Below are 19,227 nucleotides of genomic sequence, written 5' to 3' on the forward strand. Positions count from 1 at the left end.
TAAAAAATAATAACGACCAAATAATTGCCGCTTTTTGGGACTGGAATATATGCGAATTACCCCTTTATCTCTGTTAGTTTCAGCTAGTTTATTAGCCAGTAGTGCATTTGCACAAGACACAGCTACAGTAACTGGAATTGACTCAGAGATTAGTGTTAAACAAACAGAATACGATAACTCGACAAGAATACTTGAAAAACATCTTAAAGAAGAAAGTCAGTTACAAAATCAACTAGAGCTACTTCGTTCTCGTTCTACCGAGCTAGATAAAGAAAAAAACCAAGCGCTCGATGCAATGAACGAAATGTACCGTCGTTTAATTGATGATCCCACTATTAATATTAGTGCGGCTCAATCACGCTATCAAAAAGCGGTGATTGATCATAAGCAAAATAAAGATGATATTTCTATGCAGTTGGCGGCAATTGCATCCCACCGTAAAGACATAGAGCAAATTCGTGTTGCTAAACATGCGCTTTTAAATACGTTAGAAAGTTTAAAAGAGCAGTTAACAACAGCCCGAGTAGAGCGTTTACGTAACGAGTTTACACGTGAAGGCACACTTGAGGTTAATCACACTATTAACTGTAAGCGTACAGAAACGCTAGCAGCGTGTGAGCAACGCGGTCAACAAATGGGTCTACAAAAAGCGACTAAACGCTTTGTTGATCAAATATTTGCAAACTTAACAGAAGAACGCATTGTTGAACCAAAACGTAATTTGGCGGGCGCTCAAGTACAAATATTAAGTAGCCACGTGGTTAACAGTGCATTTAGCGGCCAGGGTAACTACAACGTTAACTTAAGTGTAACCATGCGCGGCGAAGTTAACAGCAGTCGTTTATGTAGCTTATTAAGTATAGATAACCGCTATTGTTCTGAGTACGGCACTCCGCTTACTGCTGCTTATCAACCCGCTTATGGCACAACATTTACTGATAGTCAGTTAACATTCAGTAATACCAAGGATAATGCCAACACAGTATCGGTTTCTCGTTTAAATGAGCAACCAGTACGTGATTATTCAATTAAGTCGGCACCGGTAAAAAGAGACTACTCTTCTATTGCCAATAAAAAGCAGGATCAGTCTGTAGAATTAACACTACGATCTAATGTTTATGACGATGAAGTGTTTATTGATGGTGTTAGCTTTGGTTCTACACGCTTAATAACGCGTTTACCGCGTGGTGTTCACAACGTTGAAATACGTAAGTTAGGTTATAAACCTTACCAAGCTCGTGTTGATTTAAACAAAGCACAAACAATTAATGCAAATTTAGTAAAAAAGCCTAAGTCGATTGCTGCACCGACCTATACTCGAGAGCAACCAGAAGTAACAGCACGCAAAGTGAGTGAAAACGTTAATGTATTAAATGCAAACGTAGAAACTCCAGTTGTGGTTATTCCTGCAGGCAAATTTAAAATGGGCGATATTAATGGCAATGGTTTAGCCAATGAGCGCCCAGTTATTGAAAAAGTAATAGCAAATTCTTTTGCTATGCAAAGCAAAGAAGTAACCGTAGGTGCCTACGAAAAGTTTGTAGCAAATACAGGTTATAAAACCCAAGCGGAAAAAAATAAAGGGTGTGCGTATTATTTAAATGGCGAACCAGTATGGGAAGCAAATTTAAATTGGCGTAACCCTGGTTTTGAGCAAGGCAGTGACTTTCCTGCGGTATGTTTAACTTATAACGATGCAAAAGCTTACGCTGAATGGTTATCGGGTCAAACAGGGCAGCAATTTCGTTTACCGAACGAAGTTGAATGGGAATACGCAGCACGCGCTGGAACCGAAACAGAATACCCTTGGGGTAACGAAATTGGTAAAAACCTAGCTAACTGTGGTTGGTGTGGTAGTGAGTGGTCAAACAGACGTGCCTCGCCAGTAGGTTCTTTTTCTCCAAATGCATTTGGATTATACGATACCGTAGGTAATGTATGGGAATGGACCGATAAAGAATCAGGTGAGTCTGATGTAGCAGTAAGAGGCGGAGCGTGGAACTTTGCACCAAGCCTTGCTCGCGCATCTACGCGTTTAATTTTAGCGCCTGATTTTAGATCTAACTACATTGGTTTTCGCTTAGTTCGCGAACGATAAAACTTAATTAAGGAAGCTTTGCTTCCTTTTTTCACAAATTCACAAAGGCGCTGCGCTTTATATTGCTCATATAATTGAGCATGTTAAAGTGAGGCAGCTAATATAAGAACGTATTTCAAAGGTCATCCAGCCTCATGTTTAAAAAACTCCGTGGTATTTTTTCTAACGATCTATCGATCGACTTGGGTACAGCCAATACCCTCATTTATGTAAAAGACGAAGGCATTGTATTAAATGAACCTTCTGTTGTTGCTATCCGCCAAGAGCGTGCTGGTGGACCTAAAAGTGTTGCATCTGTAGGTACAGAAGCAAAGCTTATGTTAGGCCGTACTCCGGGTAATATAAAAGCAATTCGTCCAATGAAAGACGGTGTTATTGCTGACTTTTTTGTAACAGAAAAAATGTTACAACACTTCATTAAACAAGTGCATAACAATAACTTTATGCGCCCAAGTCCGCGCGTATTAATTTGTGTACCGTGTGGTGCTACTCAAGTAGAAAAACGTGCAATACGTGAATCTGCAATGGGTGCAGGTGCTCGTGAAGTTTACTTAATTGAAGAACCAATGGCAGCTGCTATTGGTGCAGGCTTACCCGTATCAGAAGCAACAGGTTCTATGGTTGTTGATATTGGTGGTGGTACAACTGAAGTTGCTATTATTTCACTTAACGGCGTTGTTTACTCATCATCAGTTCGTATTGGTGGTGATAAGTTTGACGAAGCTATCATTAATTATGTACGCCGTAACTTTGGTAGCTTAATTGGTGAAGCAACAGCCGAAAACATCAAGCATCAAATTGGCTCTGCATTTAAAACTGATGAGCCAATCGAAATTGAAGTACGCGGTCGTAATCTTGCAGAAGGTGTTCCGCGTTCATTCACACTTAACTCACATGAAATCCTAGAAGCTCTACAAGAGCCGTTAATGGGTATTGTGAGCGCAGTAATGGTTGCACTTGAGCAATCACCACCAGAGCTGGCATCAGATATTTCTGCGCACGGTATGGTACTTACTGGCGGTGGTGCGCTACTAAAAGATTTAGACCGCTTATTAATGGAAGAAACGGGTATTCCGGTTGTTGTTGCTGATGATCCACTTACGTGTGTTGCACGTGGCGGCGGTAAAGCACTGGAAATGATCGATGTTCATGGTGGTGACGTTTTTAGTTACGATTAATGAAATTAATGTTTGGACGCACAGTCTCTTTGCAACTGCGACTTTTTGTCGCAGTGCTTTTGAGTATCGTACTCATAGTTGGAGACAGATATACGCAAGGTGGTACCGTTGTTCGTACCAGCCTTAATACCTTAGTTAGCCCACTAATTTATGTTGCTAATTTACCCTACGAATTATTTAGCTTAAGTGCTAAAAGCCTGCACACGCGGGATCAACTTCTTACCGAAAACGAAGCGCTGAAAAAAAAGCAAATGCTACAAAGCGAGCAATTGCAGCAGTATCAATTTCTAGCCAGAGAAAACCAAAAACTACGCGCCTTATTAGGCTCATCGGCAAAGCAATCAAATCGTAAAATTATTGCTCAGGTACTTTCTGTGCACTCAAACCCGTATAGCCATCAAGTTGTTATAAACCGCGGTACCACTGACGGGCTTAGTGAAAGCCAAGCCGTAATTGATGAAATGGGTGTAGTAGGGCAGCTTACAAAGGTTGGTTCAACAACGTCACGGGTATTACTCATGACCGACACCACGCATGCTACACCTGTGCGTATACTTCGTAACGATGTACGAACCGTTGTTGAAGGCATAGGTAAAATTAACGTAGTTAAGCTCTCGCATGTACCTCACAGCTTAGATGTACGCATTGGTGATGTACTTGTTACATCAGGTTTAGGTGGCACATTCCCTGAGGGATATCCGGTAGCTGTAGTAACCGAAATAAACCGTGATGAAGGTCGTCCATTTGCACAAGTTTTTGCAGAGCCTATTGCGCAATTAGATCGCATTCGTTTGCTAGTTATTTTATGGCGTAATAAACAGGAGCAAATCAGCGATGATTAATCGTTATTCATTGTTAATTGCGCTAAGCATCTTTTTTGCGTTAATAATGGCATTAATGCCACTCCCATTTTCGTTTGAACCATTTAGGCCTGACTGGGTTTTACTTGTACTTATGTATTGGTCACTTGCAGTACCTCATCGATTAAATATTGGTACGGCTTGGGTTGTTGGCTTATTAATAGATTTAGCATCTGGCTCACCGCTAGGTGTGAACTCGCTTACATTTTCAATATGTATATTTGTAACTGCGAGTAATTTTCAAAAAATTCGTAACTTTTCGCTTTGGCAGCAAAGCTTATTAATTGGTTTGTTTTTAACGCTGTATCATTTAATGCAGTTTTGGCTAAATCACTTTTTGCTAGGTGTTTACTTTAATCCACAGTACTTATGGCCAGTAGCAACCGGAATGGTTAGCTGGTTTTGGGTCTTTTTATTACTTCGTAAATATCGCAGACATTTTAGGATCAGGTAATGACTACCGCAGTATATTTGGCATCAGCCTCTCCCCGTCGTAAAGAGTTATTAAGCCAATTAGGTGTCGAATTTACACAATTTAGTGTTGATGCAGATGAAAGTGTACTTCCAAACGAACAACCTAGAGCACTTGTTGAGCGTTTAGCGCGCTTAAAAGCTCAAAGTGGTGTAGAGCTTGGGTATACAGATCGCCCCGTACTTGGTAGTGATACAGTGGTTGTTATCGACAACGAATCACTGGGTAAACCACGTAATAAAAACGATTTTATAAATACATTAAAACGCCTATCAGGTAACACACATCAAGTACTTACCGCTGTAGCATTTGCGACGCAAAATGATGTAATTAGCTGCGTTGTAAGCACTGACGTTACTTTTAAAACCTTAACAGATGAAGAAATTAATGCCTACTGGGAGACGGGTGAGCCACAAGATAAAGCCGGCGGATATGGTATCCAAGGTTTAGGTGGTCGCTTTGTAACTCATATTGCGGGTAGCTATTTTTCTGTTGTAGGCTTACCTTTATATGAAACCGAACAATTATTAAAAACATTCTTAAGAAGGTAACATGAGTACAGAATTACTGATCAATGTCACACCGAGCGAAAGCCGTGTTGCCCTAATAGAAAACGGTGTACTGCAAGAAATACAGCTAGAGCGAATTGGTAATCTAGGTATTGTAGGCAATATTTACCTAGGAAAAATAAGTCGTGTACTTCCGGGTATGCAGGCTGCGTTTGTAGATATCGGCCTTGAAAAAGCCGCATTTTTGCATGCATCCGATATTGTAAATAGTGCCTCTATTGTTGAAGGTGTAGACGACGTACCAATAAAAAAAGTACAAGACATTAGAGAGTTAGTTCGTCAAGGCCAATACATTATGGTGCAAGTGGTAAAAGATCCGCTAGGCACTAAAGGCGCAAGACTCACCACTGATATAACGATACCTTCTCGCTATTTAGTATTTATGCCAGATGCGACCCATGTCGGGGTTAGTCAGCGCATTGAAACTGAAGAAGAGCGCTCACGCCTTAAAAAAATAGTCGCTGAATATGGCGACGAAAATGGCAGCTTTATTGTACGTACTGCTGCAGAAGGCGCTAGCGAAGCTGAATTACGACACGATGCCGGTTTTTTAAGAAAATTATGGGAAAAAATAACATCACGTCGTAGAAAAACGAGTAAAGCCAGTATCCTACACGAAGATTTAACGCTTGCCTTTAGAACCCTACGTGACTACGTAGGTGAAGACATGGAGCGCATTCGCGTTGACTCTAAACTTAGCTATGAAGAACTAAAGTTATTTACAGAAGAGTTTGTCCCACAGCTTTCTCAAGTACTTGAGTACTATCCTGGTGAGCGACCTATATTTGATTTGTTTGACGTTGAAAACGAAATTCAAAAAGCACTACATCGCAAAGTTACCTTAAAATCGGGTGGTTATATAATTATTGACCAAACTGAAGCAATGACGACTGTTGATGTTAATACCGGTGCATTTGTAGGACATCGTAACTTAGAAGAAACCATTTTTAATACCAACGTAGAGGCAACCTCTGCAATTGCTCGCCAGCTTAGGCTGCGCAACTTAGGCGGTATTATCATTATCGACTTCATTGATATGGTAAGTGAGGATCATAAGCGCCGCGTATTGCATTCTCTTGAGTCAGCACTTGCTAAAGATCGCACTAAAACGAATATTAACGGGCTTTCAGCACTTGGACTTGTTGAAATGACGCGTAAGCGTACCCGCGAAAGCTTAGAGCATATTTTATGTGATGTATGCCCGGCGTGTTCTGGTCGTGGATCGCAAAAAACAGTTGAAACAGTGTGCTACGAAATACTGCGTGAAATAGTACGCGTTAATCGAGCATACGCTGCCGATAAGTTTATGGTGTACGCAGCGCCTGCTGTAAGTGAAGCCCTACTAAACGATGAGTACCATAACCTTGCCGAGCTTGAACTATTTATTGGTAAGCAAGTCAATATTCAAACAGAGAGCTTATACAGCCAAGAGCAGTTTGATGTGGTAATGATGTAATGAAAGCAAAAACGGTCTGTTTTTTTTGTTTTAGAAAGTTATGGCAGACCTGCGCCATAATTTTGGTATTACTGGCCGTTATTGTTTCAATTTTAAAATATACCCTCCCGTATGCAAACGAATACAAAGGTAATATAGAAAGCTATTTACACGAAAAGTTTGAAATAAGCTTATCTATAGGTGAAATATCAGCAAGCTGGCAGGGCAGTGGTCCTGCATTAGTACTAGAGAATTTATCGTTTAAAGATAACGAAACCGCGCCAATATCACTCACCATTGCCAAAACCAGCTTAGAGCTAAACTTATGGGAAAGCTTAAAAGCACTGCAATTTAAATCCAATTATTTTGTTATTAATGGTTTTCATACCAGTGTAAATATTACCAACTTGTTTAAAACCGGTGATAACGACGAAGTCTCTTTTGAACAAAAAGAGTTAATAGAAGAGTTGTTTTTAGGTAAAACAGGTCACTTTGCAATAGAAAACTCTAGTATTAACTTTATTTTAGAAGACGGTAAAGAACGTAAGTTACTCCTTAAAAATATTGTTTGGCAAAATGACGATGAGCAGCATCTTGGCAGTGGTAGCTTAGCATTGCCGGGTATTTCGGTCGGTGATTTTGACGCGCGCATAGCACTCACTGGCGATACCTTAGAACAAGTTGCGGGCGACATTTATGTGCAAGCAAATAAGGTCGATGTATCTAACTGGTTTGCACAATATATTAATACCGAAAAACAACAACTGCATAGCGACATTAATTTACAAGCATGGTTAAAGCTAGATAAAGGCCTTGTAAGTGATATAAAAATGCAATGGTTGCCAAGCTTTGTGCGCTGGCAGCGAGAGGATCAAAGTCAGCAAGTTAGTTTGAGTGAAGGTGGCTTTCACTTATACCCAGATCAAAATAGCTGGCACTTAAAAAGTACCGGTTTAACATTTAATAGTAACGACAAAATATGGCCAAGTTTAGAATTTGAAGCTCAGTTAGGGCCGCAAAATAAAGTGTGGCTTCATCAAGTCGATTTTGAATTACTGAGTAACCTAGCAGGGCTAAGTAACTTTAATGCACTTGAGCCATTTTTAGAGCGCCAACCTAGTGGGCAAATAGATCACGCTTATTTAAATTTCTCTAATGCACAGCAATGGCAATTATGGTTTGAGGCTGACAATATTGGTTGGCAAGAATTAAGATCGGTACCTGCAGCACAAGGACTTAGAGTAAATGGTTTACTTAATCAAAGTAGTGGTCGAATAAATTTATTTGGTGAAAATGGCACATTAGTTACAGGCGAAAGCTTTAGCAACGACATAAATTATAATCAGCTAAATGTAGAGCTAGATTTAGCTAAGCGAGATGATGGCTGGCATATAAGTAGTGACAATATATGGTTTGATAATAATGAAGTTACTGTTGCTGCAGAATTACAAATTAGTCTAACAGATGATCCTCGATTAGATCTTTACGCTGAAGCCTTCGCCCCAGATGCCAAAATTGCAGGTCATTACTTCCCATTAAAAGCTATGAGCCCTGAGCTCGTTAGCTATTTAAATGGTGCAATTAAAGGCGGAGAAGTATCTAAAGCACAAGTATTATTTGCAGGACCTTTATCTGGTTTCCCATTTACTGATGGTGGTGGTCAGTTTGATGTATTAGCGCAAATAGATAACGCAACCTATGAGTTTGATCCTGATTGGCCTTTGGTCACCAATGCCGACGTACAGCTACATTTTGATAATGAGCGTATGGACATATATAGCCAGCAAGGTAAGTTGGTTAATTTAGATATTGGTAATAGTGTACAGGTAAGCATTGCAGATTTAATGCATGCTGATGAACTTATTGTGCAAATTGATAAAAAAGCACAAATGGAAAAGTTACATGACTTTTTTGCAGCGACACCTATTGCCAAACCTCTTGCTGAAATTTTTAAAGTTGTGCAGGGCAAAGGCGAAGCCGATGCCAGTATTGAGCTTTTAGTAGGCTCAAAATTTAAAGGTGGGGCCAGTGTTAGCGGCAAGGTTAATTTAAATGACTTGCCAGTATTTATAGCAACGCCAGGGATTGAGCTTAAAAACTTAACTGGCGAGCTTAATTTTAAAAACGACAATATCACACTTAAAAATGCGACTGCGAAATGGTTGGGCATGCCGCTAACTATTAATTACAGCAGTAAAAGTGATGCAAAAAATTACCAAGCAAACATAGATATAAACGCCAAAATTGACGCCGATACACTAATAGATAGTGGGCAAGGTATATTAAAAAATTATTTAAGCGGGCAAAGTGATGTTGATATTGGCTTAGTACTTAATTTTACCGAGCAAGGCTTTAATTACCGTGCACAGGTAAACTCAGAACTACTTGGCTTAACGAGTAACTTACCTGCACCTTATAATAAAAATAGTGAACAAGTGTGGGCGCTTGATGCAATAGTACAAGGTGATGACATTTCTAATCTCATTACCGCAAACGCCAACCAGCAGTTTTACTTTAATGCTATTTTAGAAAATGGAAAATCACAGTTTAGTAATGTCCATTTTGTGCTCGGAAAACAAGATTTAGGATTAAACCAAAAAGACTTAAGCGTAAATATAAACCTTGAACAGAGTGAACTAGTGCCTTGGTTTGATCTGATTGATCAAATAATTAAAGCTGGTAAAGCAAATCCAGATAAAGAATCAAAAGGGATTATGCCACCGCTTAATGAGGTGGTTGCAAGTATAGGTATGCTTGATGCGAGTAACATCATTTTTAATGATTTTGAAATGCGTTTAGCGCCATCAAAAGACGATCTATACCTAAAGTTAAATGCTAAAGAGCTTAGAGCAGGGGTTTTTATCCCTACATCACAGCCTAGCCAGCCCATACGAATTGATGCCGATTATCTAAGGCTCAATTTTGCAAAAAAAGCCGAGCAAGTAATTGAAATAACAGATGTGCTTCCTGAGGAAGACTTGAGCTGGCTTACTAAAATACCTGCCATTGAGTTTGAATGTAGTGATTGCAAAATAGATCGCTACCAACTTGATAAAGTGAGTGCGTCGCTATTGGGTGATGGCGAGCGTTTATCAATATCACAACTTGTGGTCGATAAAGGCGATCATGTACTGCGCACTAAAGGGCAGTGGCAAAATGGCTTAACAGCGCTAAGTGGCGAGCTTAAAAGTGATGACATAGGCGCTCTTTTTGGCGAGTTTGATATAACCTCTGCGATTAAAGATTCAAAAGCCGATCTAAATTATGATCTTACTTGGCAAGCAGCCCCTTACAATTTTGATGTGAAAACTTTAAGTGGCGAGATAGCTTGGGATTTAGGAGAAGGTCATTTAACTGAAGTTAGCGATGGCGGTGCTCGCGTATTTTCGTTACTGAGCCTTGATTCATTAGTACGAAAGCTGAAACTTGATTTTAGAGATGTATTTTCAGAGGGCTTTTTTTATAACAGCATGCAAGGCACTATGCAGTTAGAAAACGGTATTGCTTACACTAAAGATACTAAGATGGACGGTGTACCTGCCGATTTAACCATTAAAGGCTATGCAAATTTAAACACGCTAGATATAGATTATGACCTTGCTGTTGCGCCGCAGGTAACCTCGAGTATTCCTGTAATAGTTGCATGGATGGTAAACCCAGTAACAGGGCTTGCTGCCTTAGCAATTGATAAAGTTATTCATTCTGCGCGCGTGATCTCAGAGATCAACTTTAAAGTGACGGGTAAAATGAACGATCCTATTGTTCAAGAACTCGACAGAAAAAGTCGTGAAGTTACGCTACCTCAAGCTGCGCAAAATCAGCCACAAGTATCAGTCGATTTAAAACTTAAAGATGCACAAGTAACAGTAACGCAATGAACAAAACTGAAATACTAAGCAAACCCACAATAATTGCCCTGCAAATGTGTTCAGGAGTAAACCCTGATGACAACATAGCAAGCTTAAAGCGTGCCCTTAAAACACTTCCAGCAACAAGACCATTACTTGTTTGTTTGCCTGAGGCTTTTTTAGTGTTTAGTAAAAGTGGCAACGACACGCTAGCCATTGCTAAGCAGGTTGAGCGATACAAACTACAACTTAGTGAATTGTGCCAACACCATAATATTTGGTTAAATGCAGGGACAATGCCTGAGCCATTTAACGAACATAAATATTATGCAGCGTCGCACTTATATAATAATCAAGGCGAGCTGGTTGCAACGTATAACAAAATACATTTATTTGATGTAAACGTAGATGACAAAACCGGTAGCTATCGAGAGTCAGATTTTACCCAGGCAGGTAACGATGTGGTTGTTGTTGATTCTCCCTTTGGTAAAATAGGCTTAACAGTATGTTATGATCTGCGCTTTAGTGGCTTATTTAACGAACTAGTACGCCAAGGCGCCGATATTATTTTAGTCCCCAGTGCATTTACAGTCGTCACAGGGCAAGCGCATTGGCAGCCATTACTAGCAGCTCGCGCAATAGAAACACAATGTTATGTAGTTGCAGCAGCTCAGTACGGTACACATGAAAATGGCCGACAAACATATGGCCACAGTATTATTATTTCACCTTGGGGAAGTACCCTGAGTGAATTGCCAACAGGCACCGGTTTTATAAGCTGCAACGCAGATTTAGACCAGTTACAAAAAATTAGACGAGATATGCCCGTGCAGTCTCATCAACGATTTAGAGAGCATTTATTATGAATTCGGTTGAACAGCATTTACTACACGACAGCCAGCTAAATAGAGAAGAGCTCGAAAAAACGCTCGCTTACATACATCAGCATAAAGTGGATTACGCCGATTTATATTTTCAATCAAGCCACCACGAATCATGGGTGCTTGAAGACGGCTTAGTTAAAGAAGGCTCTTATAACGTTGAACGTGGCGTTGGTGTACGTGCTGTAAGCGGCGAAAAAACAGGTTTTTCTTACTCTGATGCAATAAACCTCGAAGCACTTAATAAAGCGGCTACAGCGGCTCGTAGCATTGCAGATGCTGGCGAAGATAGAGCAATTAAAGTATTTAGTGATGTTAAAGCTAAAGAGCAGTTTGCACCGCATCAACCAATTTCGAGTATGAGCGATACCGACAAGGTGAGCTTATTACGTGAACTTGAAAACTACATTCGTGAATTAGCTCCCGATGCAGAGCAAGTAATTAGCTCAATGTCGGCGGTATACGAAGAAGTATTAATAGCGGCAAGTGATGGCACATTTGCTACCGATATTCGTCCGCTTATTCGTTTAAACTGCTCAGTACTGCTTGAAAAAAATGGTCGCCGTGAACGCGGTGGCGCAGGTGGTGGTGCACGTTTAGATTATGGTTACTTTAAAGAACTTGTTGACGGTAAACCACGTTGGATGGAATTTGCTGAAGAAGCGGTACGCCAAGCTAAAGTAAATCTTGAGGCTATTGATGCACCAGCAGGTACTATGGAAGTTGTACTTGGCAATGGTTGGCCAGGCGTACTTTTACACGAAGCAGTAGGGCACGGACTTGAAGGCGACTTTAACCGCAAAGGCGCATCTGCGTTTAGTGGTAAGGTTGGCCAAAAAGTAGCATCTGAGCTGTGTACTGTTGTTGATGATGGCACCATGGCCGATCGCCGTGGGTCACTTAATGTAGATGATGAAGGCACACCAGCCGCTTACAACGTACTTATCGAAAACGGTATTTTAAAAGGCTATATGCAAGATAAGCTAAACGCGCGTTTAATGGGTGTAAGCCCTACCGGTAACGCACGCCGTGAGTCTTACGCACATTTACCTATGCCTCGCATGACTAACACCTACATGTTAGGCGGAGAGCACAGCCAAGCCGATATTATCAGTAGTGTTAAAAAAGGTGTATTCGCGCCTAACTTTGGCGGCGGACAAGTTGATATTACCTCAGGTAAGTTTGTATTTAGCGCATCAGAAGCGTACTTAATTGAAAATGGTAAAATTACTCAACCAATTAAAGGCGCAACGCTTATTGGTAACGGCCCAGAAGTAATGCAGCAAATATCTATGGTTGGTAACGACCTTGCCCTTGATAAAGGTGTGGGTGTTTGTGGTAAAGATGGTCAAAGCGTACCGGTAGGCGTAGGCCAACCAAGCCTTAAAATTGATAAATTAACGGTTGGCGGCACAGCTTAAATATTGCCAAGCGCGAAGTAAGTTCGCGCTTTTTTTTTAATGAAGGTGGGGTTTATACCTCGCCTTCATCCACTTTATTTTTTTCAGCCTCTGCATACCATAACGCAAAAAAGCACTCTGTTAATTTATGCTCTATCTCAAGCGCCTTTTCTGTCGGGCAAAACAAGGTAAAGCTTGCTTTAAACTCACCTAAATCAGTTGTACCAAAGTGAATTACCGGCTCTGGACCAGAGATTTTTGCATCAAGTTTGCGCTCAATCATCGAATTATAACGGCTTGCTACTTCTTGAAACTCTTCGCAGTACAGCTTAGCTTGCTCATTCAATGTGTCGTGAATAGGATACGGGTTAAAGCTCTCTCGACGGACAATAATAAAATGATGTGTAACAAAGCGTTTTACAAAGTTTAAGTTTTTAATAGAGCTGGTAATTAGCTTATTATTAGGAATATATATGGTTTTTCTTGAAAATTGATAAGTATGTATATCAATTTCATGCATGGTTGTTTTTATCCAATCCGTTTCAGCTACTTCACCAAAGTAATCACCCACTTGTATCCAGTCACCTACTCTAAATGGGCGAGTTGTTACTAGGTAAAAAAAGCCTATAACACACTGAATAAACTCACGCGTTGCAAGTACAATCGCCACAGCAAAAGCAGCAATAGAAAGTGCAAAGTTTTGAATTTCGGTAGACCACACAAATAGCAGCGATATCATCATTACAAAATTAATAAAATGCTTAATATTGTGTGCGATATAACGAATATCTTTTTCTTTTTTTTCTGCGCGATTTTTAGCGAGCTTATCAACAAGTACTTTTAGTACAAATGCAATTGTGATCATTACAATTGAAAGAAGAAACGGATGCAGCAATATATCTTTAGTCATAATATCCAATTAAACGCGAGTTGATAAAAACAGGCTCAGTATATTGATTTATTAAACCAATTAGCAAATTTAGTGCAAAAAAAGTAACCAATAAAAATGGAGCTACGCTATTGAGTTACTTCATCAGTGCAATACTTGTGATTTTTAGCCATTCTTTTTCGGCATATGAGTACAAACTCAATGGCTGAAATAAAAATTAGAGTATAGCCAAGCGTTTCTATTCCTTCTTCAACAATGTTTTTCACTACGCGTACATAGTCATCGCCCATTACTGAATGCCAAAATGCACCTTTGCCCATCATTCGCGAAAATGCGAGTAAAGTAACCATGCCTGATAAGCAAATTCCATAACTAGGAGTGAGGCTATAGGCTTTTAAAGCGTTAAAAGTACTCCCTCTCTTTGTTATTAAATAAACAAACACGCCAGCCAAAATAGAATAGACGATACTTTGCCAAGCACCATCAAATAGGTATAAGTCTAGAGAGGTATCAAACTCTCTCACAAACATCATGGCCGTTAATGCAGAAAGCAATACCGCCGGTATTTTGAGTTGAAAGTTAATTCGTGAAGCATAGAAAAACAAAATACAGCTTAAAAAAGTTAAAATATCTTGCATATGTTCAGTGAGCGTTTCTTCACTGTAAAGTGCGTTTTGTTGTAACTCAAATCCTTCAAGTTGAATCAAAGAGGCAACACCCGCTAGACACAGTAAGTAAATAAATGATCGTAGTAAAAACATAAATAACCAAGAGAAACTATAAATGCGCGAGATTCTAATTGTAAAAATACCTTAAAGCCAAAACAAAATTTAAACTTTTAATATTTTTATCGGTCTAATATTTTTGCTGTTAAAATAATGGCTTAGATATTTATTTAATGTTTAATAAAGGTTTTAGATGTAACGTTGGCTGTGAACAATATAATAAGCATTAAAAAGCCCTTACTATTTACTTAGCAAGGGCTTTTTATAATTGAGAGCTGAGAGCTGAGAGCTGAGAGCTGAGAGCTGAGAGCTGAGAGCTGAGAGCTTAGAGCTTAGAGTTTAGCGCCTAGCGCATCGTTACAAATTCTTCCGAGCCTGTCGGGTGAATCGCAACAACTGCATCAAAATCAGCTTTAGTAGCGCCCATTTTCATGGCAACTGCAAAGCCTTGAATCATTTCATCAACCGCAAAACCAATGCCATGTAGGCCAACTACTTTTTCGTCTGGGCCGGCACATACAAGCTTCATTTTACAAGGCTGGCGATGTTTAGTTACCGCTGTGTACATTGCCGTAAAACCAGATTGGTAAATCTTAACGTTTTCTTCGCCATACTGAGAAATAGCTTCTTGCTCAGTTAAACCAATAGTCCCAATCGGTGGGTGACTAAATACAACGGTAGGAACTAAGCTGTAATCCATTTTTAAATCATCTGGTAGCTCTTTATTAAATAAGCGCTCAGATAAAGTACGGCCTGCTTTTACTGCTACTGGTGTAAGTTCAATACCATTTTCGATGATATCGCCAACCGCGTATACATTTTTAGCTGTGGTATTTTGAAACTCATCAACTTTTACAAAACCACTGCTGTTTACTTCTACGCCTGCTGCTGCAACGTTAATAGCATTAGTTGTTGGTTCGCGGCCAATGGCCCAAATTACTTGATCAACGTTATGAGTTTTGCCGTTATCTAAATGTAGTGTTACAGAGCCATCATCTTCTTTAACCAATTTATTTGGTACAGAGTGAGTATGTAAAGTAGGGCCTTCGGCAGCCATTACTTCAACAAGCGTATCTACTATATATGGGTCAAAACTACGAAGTGGGGCATGCTTACGTACAAATAAATGTGTCTCAGTACCTAAACCATGTAATACACCAGCAAGCTCAACGGCTATGTAGCCTGCGCCTATTACTGCAACGCGTCTAGGTTGCTCTTTTAATTCAAAAAAGCCATTTGAATCGATACCGTGTTCAGCACCTTCAATATGCGGAATGCTTGGGCGTCCACCTACTGCAATTAATATATGGTCGGCTGTGTAGTGCTCGCCGTTTACTTCAACTGTTTTGTTATCTACAAATTTAGCAAAGCCTTTAATTACAGTAACGCCATTGCTAGCCAGGCCACTGTCGTAACCTTTATGAATTCGGCCTATGTAGGCTTCACGGCTTTCTACTAATTTGCTCCAGTCAAAGCCTTTAACTTCAACATTAAAGCCGTAATCTGGGGCATATAAATTAATTGCTTCGGCAACCTGAGCACCGTGCCACATTACTTTTTTAGGTACGCAGCCTACGTTTACACATGTGCCACCCATGTGTTTTGCTTCTATAAGTGCTACTTTAGCGCCACGCATTGCCGCTCTATTTGCAGAGGCAATACCACCACTGCCACCACCGATTGCAATATAATCAAAGTGTTGTGTCATTTTATGTCCTTAGGCGTTGAGTTTTATGCGCATTAGCATAACATTAAGTTTTAAAAATAAAGAGTGTTTAGGTGACCTATGTTTAGTAAAAAAACATTCAAATTTCTTGCTCAGCTTGATCAAAACAATAATAGAGACTGGTTTAACGACCATAAATCACAGTATGAGGAATACGTAAGAGAGCCCGCTTTAGATTTCATTAGGCAAATGCAAGCACCACTTGCTGAGGTTTCTAGCCATTTTGTCGCATCAGATAAAAAAGTGGGCGGTAGCTTAATGAGAATCCATAAAGACGCGCGCTTTAGTAAAGATAAAACCCCATATAAAACTAATGTAGGGATTCAATTTCGCCACTTTATGGGAAAAGACGTACACGCCCCGGGGTTTTACTTTCACTTAGCAAATGACGAATGTTTTATAGGTGCGGGTATTTGGCGACCAGAATCAAAGGCGCTTAACGCAATTAGAACCTGCATAGATGAAAACCCAAATAGCTATAAAAAAGCAATTTATGATGAGCAATTTAAATCTATATTCGAAATGTCAGGAGAATCACTAAAGCGACCGCCAAGAGGGTTTGAAAAAGAGCACCCATTAATAAATGAGCTCAAGCGAAAAGACTTTATAGCCATGAGCCCACTTACTCAAAAACAAGTATGCAGCAATAACTTAGTTGATACGGTAGTAGGGCGTGTTGATCTTTGGTGGGTGAATTTGCAGCAGTGTGTTTGGTTTTTAGGCAAGGCAGAGCCTATATAGTGTGGTTATTCCCCATAAATAGGCGATAACGCAGCATAAATACCAAACATGCGCTGCCCTTTGGGTTCTTTCTAGGGACGATTAACTCTTTGTTGCTCGGTTTTTACTTAGCCCACTAGGTTACAAACCTCGCGCCGTGATTTAATCGCCCCTAGATTGAACAAATTTCAATCCACAAAGTTCAACACGCCCTAGAGCGTTATAAAGTGGCTGACTCATTAATGGGTTATTTGTGTTTTGCTCTGGATCAACCCTATTAAAATCACATAACTTAAAAGCGGCTGAGTTGTTTTTTTACTTTTAGACCCAACTTAAACGTAATGCATTAACGCAAAGAGAGTATTTATGAGCAACCCACTAATTGGCCTTGAAGGCTTACCACCATTTTCAAAAATAAAGCCTGAGTACGTAGTACCAGCACTAAAAGACGGTATTGAGCTTTGTCGTAAAGCCATTGATGACGTGCTAGCAAAAGGTTCGTACACGTGGGATGACTTAGTATTACCCCTTGAAGAAGCCGACGATAAATTATCGCGCATGTTCTCCCCTGTATCGCATTTAAACTCAGTAATGAATAACGACGAATTACGCGAGGCTTATGAGCAGTGCTTACCGTTAATATCTGAATATTCGACATTTGTAGGCCAGCATCAAGGTTTATACACTGCGTACAATACGCTTTATAACAGCGACGAATTTAAAACGCTGACTACAGCACAACAAAAAACAATTACTAATGCGCTACGTGATTTTAAATTATCGGGAATTGCATTAGCACCGAAGCAGCAAAAGCGCTACGGCGAAATTAGTGCGCGTTTATCAGAGCTTGCCTCAAAATTTGGCAACAATGTAATGGATGCGACTTTAGCGTGGCACAAACACATTACTGATGAAAGCGATTTAGCAGGCTTGCCAGAATCAGCTCTTGCACTTGCAGCCGATACAGCAAAAAGTAAAGAATTAGATGGCTGGTTATTTACACTCGATTTTCCATCATATTTACCAATAATGGCTTACGCAGATAACCGCGAACTACGCAGAGAAACCTACACTGCATTTTCTACGCGGGCATCAGATCAAGGCCCTAACGCCGGTGAATTTGATAACTCAGATATTATGAGTGAGGAGCTTGCGCTTCGCCATGAGCTTGCACAGTTACTAGGATTCAACAGCTACGCTGAAAAGTCACTAGCGACTAAAATGGCCGAAACACCAGAACAAGTATTCTCATTTTTAGAAGACCTAGCAGCTAAATCAAAACCACAAGCAGAGCAAGAAGTCGCAGAGCTAAAAGCCTATGCTGAGCAAAAACACGGTATTTCTGAATTAGAAGCATGGGATTTTGGTTACTACAGCGAAAAGCTTAAGCAAGAAAAGTACGCTATTTCAGATGAAGTACTACGTCCTTACTTCCCAGCAAATAAAGTACTTAGCGGCTTATTCGAAACCGTTAATCGTTTATTTGGTATTAGCGTAAAAGAAGTTACCGATTTTGATACTTATCACAAAGATGTACGCTTTTTTGAAATTGTAGATAGCAGTGGCACGTTACGTGGTCGCTTTTATCTTGATTTATATGCACGCGACCACAAACGCGGTGGTGCGTGGATGGACGACTGTATGGGGCGTAAAGTCCGTGCTAACGGCGAGCTACAAACTCCAGTGGCTTATCTAGTGTGTAACTTTAATAAAGCGGTTGGCGACAAACCTGCGCTGTTTACTCATGACGAAGTAACTACGTTATTTCATGAGTTTGGTCATGGTATTCACCACATGCTTACACAAGTTGATGCCGCGCCAGTGGCTGGCATTAATGGTGTAGCGTGGGATGCGGTAGAGCTTCCTAGTCAGTTTTTAGAAAACTGGTGTTATGACGAAGAAGCCCTGAGCTTTATTTCGGGTCACTATGAAACGGGTGAGCCATTACCTAAAGAGTTACTTGATAAGTTACTTGCCGCTAAAAATTACAATTCAGGCGTACAAATGCTGCGTCAAATTGAGTTTTCGCTATTCGACTTTAAAATACATAATGACTATGTAGCAAATGAACCTTGTCAAATTCAAGCGATACTAAACGACGTACGTAGCCGTACATCAATTGTTAAACCGCCAGAGTTTAACCGTTTTCAAAATGGTTTTAGCCACATTTTTGCGGGCGGTTATAGTGCAGGTTACTACTCATATAAATGGGCTGAAGTACTTTCGGCAGATGCATTTTCTAAATTTGAAGAAGAAGGTATTTTTAATGCCGAAACAGGGCAAGCCTTTATGCAAAACATTTTAGAGAAAGGCGGTAGCGAAGAGCCAATGGAGTTATTTAAAAAATTCCGTGGGCGAGAGCCTAATGTTGATGCATTACTGCGTCACAGTGGTATTGCTGTTTAAAAACAAAATGTTCAGCACAA

The 19,227-nt window shown here is 40.1% G+C and carries 14 protein-coding genes; 11 read left to right on the forward strand and 3 right to left on the reverse strand.

Features of this window, described 5'->3' with window-relative positions; genetic code table 11:
• The first annotated feature begins 49 nt into the window (after positions 1-49).
• The 9 genes from GQR55_RS05395 (at position 50) to tldD (ending at position 12,762) form a co-directional block, all read left to right on the forward strand.
• Positions 50-2,098, forward strand: coding sequence for a formylglycine-generating enzyme family protein (locus GQR55_RS05395; protein ID WP_166419753.1), 2,049 nt, complete (start codon positions 50-52; stop codon positions 2,096-2,098).
• 134 nt (positions 2,099-2,232) lie between these two features.
• Entirely contained in the window at positions 2,233-3,276 is a 1,044-nt protein-coding gene (locus GQR55_RS05400; protein ID WP_007586338.1) for a rod shape-determining protein, read from the forward strand.
• Complete coding sequence (gene mreC, locus GQR55_RS05405) at positions 3,276-4,118, forward strand: rod shape-determining protein MreC (RefSeq protein ID WP_197175766.1); 843 nt, start codon at positions 3,276-3,278, stop codon at positions 4,116-4,118. The genes GQR55_RS05400 and mreC overlap by 1 nt, the downstream gene beginning before the upstream one ends.
• The gene (gene mreD / locus GQR55_RS05410) at positions 4,111-4,590 is read left to right on the forward strand and encodes a rod shape-determining protein MreD (RefSeq protein ID WP_007586341.1); all 480 of its coding nucleotides are present in this window, start codon (positions 4,111-4,113) and stop codon (positions 4,588-4,590) included. The genes mreC and mreD overlap by 8 nt, the downstream gene beginning before the upstream one ends.
• Positions 4,590-5,159, forward strand: a complete 570-nt coding sequence (locus GQR55_RS05415; protein ID WP_166419754.1) for a Maf family protein — start codon at positions 4,590-4,592, stop codon at positions 5,157-5,159. Before mreD ends, GQR55_RS05415 begins: the two co-directional genes overlap by 1 nt.
• A 1-nt stretch (position 5,160) precedes the next feature.
• The gene (rng, locus tag GQR55_RS05420; protein ID WP_002958405.1) at positions 5,161-6,633 is read left to right on the forward strand and encodes a ribonuclease G; all 1,473 of its coding nucleotides are present in this window, start codon (positions 5,161-5,163) and stop codon (positions 6,631-6,633) included.
• Positions 6,633-10,490, forward strand: a complete 3,858-nt coding sequence (locus GQR55_RS05425) for a YhdP family protein (protein ID WP_166419755.1) — start codon at positions 6,633-6,635, stop codon at positions 10,488-10,490. The genes rng and GQR55_RS05425 overlap by 1 nt, the downstream gene beginning before the upstream one ends.
• Positions 10,487-11,326, forward strand: a complete 840-nt coding sequence (locus tag GQR55_RS05430) for a carbon-nitrogen hydrolase family protein (RefSeq protein WP_166419756.1) — start codon at positions 10,487-10,489, stop codon at positions 11,324-11,326. The genes GQR55_RS05425 and GQR55_RS05430 overlap by 4 nt, the downstream gene beginning before the upstream one ends.
• Positions 11,323-12,762 carry a metalloprotease TldD gene (gene tldD / locus GQR55_RS05435; protein WP_165739311.1) on the forward strand — a complete coding sequence of 480 codons (1,440 nt, stop codon included), beginning with the start codon at positions 11,323-11,325 and terminating at the stop codon, positions 12,760-12,762. Before GQR55_RS05430 ends, tldD begins: the two co-directional genes overlap by 4 nt.
• Positions 12,763-12,814: 52 nt before the next feature.
• Here the strand turns inward: tldD and GQR55_RS05440 are convergent, their stop codons facing one another.
• The 3 genes from GQR55_RS05440 to gorA form a co-directional block, all read right to left on the reverse strand.
• The gene (locus GQR55_RS05440; RefSeq protein ID WP_165739313.1) at positions 12,815-13,651 is read right to left on the reverse strand and encodes a mechanosensitive ion channel family protein; all 837 of its coding nucleotides are present in this window, start codon (positions 13,649-13,651) and stop codon (positions 12,815-12,817) included.
• 107 nt (positions 13,652-13,758) lie between these two features.
• Positions 13,759-14,391, reverse strand: coding sequence for a hypothetical protein (locus tag GQR55_RS05445; protein WP_166419757.1), 633 nt, complete (start codon positions 14,389-14,391; stop codon positions 13,759-13,761).
• A gap of 310 nt (positions 14,392-14,701) precedes the next feature.
• Positions 14,702-16,063 carry a glutathione-disulfide reductase gene (gene gorA / locus GQR55_RS05450; RefSeq protein WP_166419758.1) on the reverse strand — a complete coding sequence of 454 codons (1,362 nt, stop codon included), beginning with the start codon at positions 16,061-16,063 and terminating at the stop codon, positions 14,702-14,704.
• A 78-nt stretch (positions 16,064-16,141) separates the two neighbouring features.
• Between gorA and GQR55_RS05455 the strand changes: the two genes are divergently transcribed.
• Both GQR55_RS05455 and prlC read left to right on the forward strand, forming a co-directional pair.
• The gene (locus tag GQR55_RS05455; protein ID WP_166419759.1) at positions 16,142-16,822 is read left to right on the forward strand and encodes a DUF2461 domain-containing protein; all 681 of its coding nucleotides are present in this window, start codon (positions 16,142-16,144) and stop codon (positions 16,820-16,822) included.
• Between the two features lie 345 nt (positions 16,823-17,167).
• Entirely contained in the window at positions 17,168-19,207 is a 2,040-nt protein-coding gene (gene prlC / locus GQR55_RS05460) for an oligopeptidase A (RefSeq protein WP_166419760.1), read from the forward strand.
• Positions 19,208-19,227: the final 20 nt, after the last annotated feature.

Origin of the sequence: Pseudoalteromonas sp. Z1A8, assembly GCF_011378855.1 — a bacterium.
GTDB lineage: Bacteria > Pseudomonadota > Gammaproteobacteria > Enterobacterales > Alteromonadaceae > Pseudoalteromonas.

Bases quoted from the DNA above. Each gene is read 5' to 3' on its own strand.
- GQR55_RS05455 (WP_166419759.1), top strand. From the start codon at position 16,142: ATGTTTAGTAAAAAAACATTCAAATTTCTTGCTCAGCTTGATCAAAAC.
- GQR55_RS05440 (WP_165739313.1), bottom strand. From the start codon at position 13,651: ATGACTAAAGATATATTGCTGCATCCGTTTCTTCTTTCAATTGTAATG.
- GQR55_RS05400 (WP_007586338.1), top strand. From the start codon at position 2,233: ATGTTTAAAAAACTCCGTGGTATTTTTTCTAACGATCTATCGATCGAC.
- GQR55_RS05445 (WP_166419757.1), bottom strand. From the start codon at position 14,391: ATGTTTTTACTACGATCATTTATTTACTTACTGTGTCTAGCGGGTGTT.
- mreD (WP_007586341.1), top strand. From the start codon at position 4,111: ATGATTAATCGTTATTCATTGTTAATTGCGCTAAGCATCTTTTTTGCG.
- mreC (WP_197175766.1), top strand. From the start codon at position 3,276: ATGAAATTAATGTTTGGACGCACAGTCTCTTTGCAACTGCGACTTTTT.
- prlC (WP_166419760.1), top strand. From the start codon at position 17,168: ATGAGCAACCCACTAATTGGCCTTGAAGGCTTACCACCATTTTCAAAA.
- GQR55_RS05425 (WP_166419755.1), top strand. From the start codon at position 6,633: ATGAAAGCAAAAACGGTCTGTTTTTTTTGTTTTAGAAAGTTATGGCAG.
- tldD (WP_165739311.1), top strand. From the start codon at position 11,323: ATGAATTCGGTTGAACAGCATTTACTACACGACAGCCAGCTAAATAGA.
- GQR55_RS05395 (WP_166419753.1), top strand. From the start codon at position 50: ATGCGAATTACCCCTTTATCTCTGTTAGTTTCAGCTAGTTTATTAGCC.
- gorA (WP_166419758.1), bottom strand. From the start codon at position 16,063: ATGACACAACACTTTGATTATATTGCAATCGGTGGTGGCAGTGGTGGT.
- GQR55_RS05430 (WP_166419756.1), top strand. From the start codon at position 10,487: ATGAACAAAACTGAAATACTAAGCAAACCCACAATAATTGCCCTGCAA.
- GQR55_RS05415 (WP_166419754.1), top strand. From the start codon at position 4,590: ATGACTACCGCAGTATATTTGGCATCAGCCTCTCCCCGTCGTAAAGAG.
- rng (WP_002958405.1), top strand. From the start codon at position 5,161: ATGAGTACAGAATTACTGATCAATGTCACACCGAGCGAAAGCCGTGTT.